The 4,264-nt window shown below is 37.8% G+C and carries 7 protein-coding genes; all 7 read left to right on the top strand.

Going from position 1 to position 4,264, the window contains the following annotated elements; genetic code table 11:
- Window positions 1–105 precede the first annotated feature (105 nt).
- Entirely contained in the window at window positions 106–714 is a 609-nt protein-coding gene (locus tag H511_RS23645; RefSeq protein WP_051288272.1) for an imm11 family protein, read from the top strand.
- On the top strand, window positions 671–1,369 hold the full coding sequence (locus H511_RS0115870; protein WP_248616612.1) for an imm11 family protein: 699 nt from the start codon (window positions 671–673) through the stop codon (window positions 1,367–1,369). The genes H511_RS23645 and H511_RS0115870 overlap by 44 nt, the downstream gene beginning before the upstream one ends.
- A 58-nt stretch (window positions 1,370–1,427) precedes the next feature.
- Window positions 1,428–2,030 (top strand): imm11 family protein, encoded by a 603-nt coding sequence (locus H511_RS0115865; RefSeq protein ID WP_027253186.1) that lies wholly within the window; start codon window positions 1,428–1,430, stop codon window positions 2,028–2,030.
- 124 nt (window positions 2,031–2,154) lie between these two features.
- Entirely contained in the window at window positions 2,155–2,712 is a 558-nt protein-coding gene (locus H511_RS0115860; protein WP_027253185.1) for an imm11 family protein, read from the top strand.
- Window positions 2,712–3,077: a hypothetical protein gene (locus tag H511_RS0115855; RefSeq protein ID WP_027253184.1), complete on the top strand. Its 366-nt coding sequence runs from the start codon at window positions 2,712–2,714 to the stop codon at window positions 3,075–3,077. The genes H511_RS0115860 and H511_RS0115855 overlap by 1 nt, the downstream gene beginning before the upstream one ends.
- A 2-nt stretch (window positions 3,078–3,079) precedes the next feature.
- The gene (locus H511_RS0115850) at window positions 3,080–3,703 is read left to right on the top strand and encodes an imm11 family protein (RefSeq protein WP_027253183.1); all 624 of its coding nucleotides are present in this window, start codon (window positions 3,080–3,082) and stop codon (window positions 3,701–3,703) included.
- Window positions 3,704–3,977: 274 nt separating this feature from the next.
- A partial coding sequence (locus H511_RS23640; protein WP_036758822.1) for a transposase occupies window positions 3,978–4,264 on the top strand: 287 nt, incomplete at its 3' end.

Raw genomic sequence — 4,264 nt, 5'->3', positions numbered from 1 at the left:
CCTTCAGTGGGGCTTTAATGATAGATACGACTGGCTTTAATCAACCTTGATTCAGAGGCCTGTGGCTAAGTCTGTTCATTGGGAAATTACTTGCACGAAAATAATATGAAATACGACAGTCAGTACTATATTTTGAGAGAAAATCATGAGTCTGGCGCTTATATGCTCGGCCAGGATGAAGACTCGGATGAAGGATTAGAGCACCTAATGTCACTTCGATCGATTAAACCGCGTGTATTCGGACCCGGTGTTGTAGAAGTGTTGGAGGGTGATTCTAGCAGATTTACTCCATGTGATTACCACGAAACAGCTGAACAATTAGTCTCAGAAAAATTTAAGCATGTTTTGTTGCCATTTAATTTACCTGGTGTTGAGTTCTATCAAACAAATATAATGTGTGATGATAGAATTTGGAAGGGACATTACTATATGCACATCTGGAATCATCACAGAGCAATTCATAGAAGAAGATCAAAGATAGATGGTACTTATATTGATGATGATTTTATATTAGAGGCATTATCACTTGATGAAAGTGTTCTAGATAAGGTAACACTAGGAGAACGTCTCGTATTCAGGTTAGAAGAAGATCCAATATTTTTATTCCATGAAACAATCGTTCAGGCACTTCGTGAGGCTAATCTCACTGGTCTGAGTTTTGAACGGGTAGATGAATGGTCAAATTTTATTGGTTACCAAGGGGTTGAGAGATGAGCGACTTGAAGACGAATTGTGTTATGGCAAGAATATGAAATACGACAATGAATACTATATTTTGAGAGAAAATTCTGAATCTGGTGCTTACATGCTAGGTCAGCGTATGGATTCAGACGAGGGATTAGAACACCTAATGTCAATTCATTCAATTCGTCGTCGTGTGTTAGGGCCTGGTAAAGTTAAAGTTTCGCATGGTGATATGAGTGATTTTAAGCCTTTTGATTACCATGAAACAGCAGAGCAGCTGGTATCTGAAAAATTCAGGCAAGCTTTGTTGCCCTTTAATTTGCCTGGGGTTGATTTCTATCAAACAGATATAATTCACAATGACAATGTTTGGTCCGAACATTATTTCATTCATATATGGAACCATTTTAATGTGATCCATAAGAGCCGCTCAAACATAGATGGCACTTATAGAAATGATGATTTCATGTTAGAGGGGTTATCATTAGATGAAAATGTGCTAGATAAAATACCCCTTGAAAAACGATTAGTATTCACATTGGAAGAAAAGCCTAAGTTTCTGTTCCATGAAACTGTTGTAAAGGCACTCCGTGATGCTAATGTAACTGGGGTGAATTTTATTCGTGTTAATGAGTGGTCTATCGGATCAACATTCGATGATGATGAACTTTATGACAGTCTTTAGTAGTACAAATCTTAAAAAATTAAATCGGTAAATTTGAAGCTATAGGATATGTGGCAAAATGAAATATGACAGCCAGTACTATATATTGAGAGAAAACCATGAGTCAGGCGAATATATGCTTGGACATACTGAGGGTACTGATGAAGGGTTATTCCACCTGATGTCATTACGTTCAATTAGTCGTCGAGTTTTAGGGCCAGGAAAAGTGAAAGTGTATGATGGTGATACATCAAAGTTTTTCCCTTGTGATTACCATGAAACTGCAAAACAATTAATTTCAGAGCGATTTAAAAAATCTTTGTCACAATTTGATTTACCTGGTGTTGATTATTATGAGGCTCATATCATTAATGATGGTAAAGTGTGGAAAGAGCATTACTTTATGCATATCTGGAATCATCATAAAGCAATCCATCATGGAAGATCAAAAATAGATGGTACTTATGTTGATGATGATTTCACGTTAGAGGTATTGTCGTTGGATGAAAATGTATTAGATAAAATCCCCTTAGAAAAACGATTAGTATTCACATTGGAAGAGAAGCCTAAATTTTTATTTCATGAAACAGTTGTGCAAGCACTTCGTGAGGCGAATCTCACAGGTTTGGGTTTTCAGCGGGTAGATGAATGGTCAATACACTTATATAATTGTAAGAAATGAAAGATACAATGATTTAATTTAATTGTAATGAAGTTGAATCTATTAAGTGTTGTGGTTAGGGAGGGGTTATATACCTGACTATTATTTTAATGATATAAGTATTCTTGATAAAGTTGGTGGGTAAATGGACTATTATGTTCTAGAAGGAGAGTTTATTGAAGATGAGGCTTCATTTTATTTTGATGAAGATTACATCGATATCCTTGATTATAGCCAGATAGGGGTTCGGTTCTATAATTACTCGCCTAAAGTCTATGTTGATGAGAAATATAACGAAAGAGGAATGTCAGATGTTCTTAAGGCGCTTGATTTATTACCTATAAAAATTATTGTAGACACACTTGTGTCTAATTATATTCGTGGAGTGCAATTTTATCCTGTTTTAGTTAATAATGATGGAAAGTTATATAAGAATTATTATCACATGAATGTTTTTGCTTCGTATCCATTACTCAATGAGTATGCCTCTGAAGCAAGAAGATACAGTAATTATTATGAAAGCTACAAAACAGTTACTCGAATGGTAATTGACTCAAAAAAATTAGCTAAGTCCAATATTGTTCATGATGTCTTTAGAGTAAAGGAACATTGCTGGAAAATTATTGTTAACGAAAAGGTGAAGTTGATTTTAAGTCAGCTAAATGTATCAGGAGTTAGATTAACACCTGTGGAGATCATCTGATGGAAAAATGGATCAAACAAAGCTTTCAACAACCGGGTCTGCTAGCGGAAGTGGCAAAGACAAAATTTTATTCAGACGAGCCAAAAGTTATCCTTGATTTTACTCTTTTACCTGGCATGTACATCAGCGATGAATTAGAGATTACTGAGAATATCGATACCCTGCCGGCTATGGTTCGTTTTGATGAAGAGGATTGGGAATACGAGTTTGTTCAGGCGAAACCCTTGCATAAGGTCGCGAGTGCCATTCAATCAGGAGAACAAGTTTGGTTGGCCTATGATGATGAGGCATTATATTTTCATCCAGATTTGGCGCATAAGATTCAGCATGCAGATCAACATATTCGTATTCATCGGAAGCTGTAATCATGAAATACGACAGTCAGTACTATATTTTGAGAGAAAATCATGAGTCAGGCGCATACATGTTAGATATGGCGGAGAATTCTGATGAAGGGTTAGATCATTTAATGTCTCTATGGTCTTTGAAAAATCATGTTCTTGGCCCTGGCGTTGTTGAAATTACAGAAGGTAATCGCGCCAAATTTCAACCGTGTGACTATCATGAAACCGCAGAACAATTGGTCTCTGAAAAATTCAGGCAAGTTCTGGCACCGTTTAATTTACCTGGCGTGGACTTTTATCAAACCAATATCGTCAATGGCGATAAAATTTGGTCAGAACACTATTACATGCATATCTGGAATCATCATAAAGCGATTGATAAAAAACGAAGTGAAGTATTAGGAACTTATGTTAGAAACAGATTTACCCTGTTGAAACTGTCCTTAGATGAAAAAGTCCTTGACCAAGTACCTTTAGAAAAAAGGCTTGTTTTCACCTTGGAAGAAAAACCTGTTTTTTTGTTCCATGAATCTGTCGTTGCAGCCCTCAGAGCCGCTGACCTTAGTGGTTTAGACTTTCGCCGTGTCGATAGCTGGTCTATCGGATCTGCCTTTGAAGAAGACGATGATATTTATGACGATTTGTAATAGAGAAAACGATATCCGTTGTCAGCAATGATGTTTAAGGATGGACATTTACTCTTTTAACCCTAATTGCTGATATAACGCCTGAATCTCTTCTTCTGTAGGTAACTGACCATGATCGATGCTTCTGAGAACTTTGCACGGGTTACCGGCAGCGATCACATTTGAAGGGATGTCTTTCACTACGATACTGCCTGCGCCAATCACTGTGTTATCGCGGTAGTGTTCAAAGTTTTGTGTCTTTTCCTACACTTCCTAAAAACGGGAGAGACACATCATGGCTGATAAATACGAAATTGATATCCAGGCATTCGCCAAAGCGCTGCAGTCCGGGCAAAACCTCAATGGCAAGGATGGCCTGCTCACGCCACTGATCAAGCAGATCACCGAAGCCGCATTGGGAGCAGAGCTGGACGAGCACCTGACGAATGAAACTTCTGCCAACCGCAAGAATGGCACCTCCAGAAAGACGGTCAAAACATCGTCAGGTGAATTTGAACTGGAAACGCCGAGAGACCGTAATGGCACGTTCGAACCTCAGACCGTCAAGAAGTATCAGACCCG

Source organism: Photobacterium halotolerans DSM 18316 (assembly GCF_000425165.1).
GTDB lineage: Bacteria > Pseudomonadota > Gammaproteobacteria > Enterobacterales > Vibrionaceae > Photobacterium > Photobacterium halotolerans.
The sequence above is the reverse complement of the archived record's forward strand: the minus strand, read 5'-3'. Positions and strand labels throughout refer to the sequence as shown.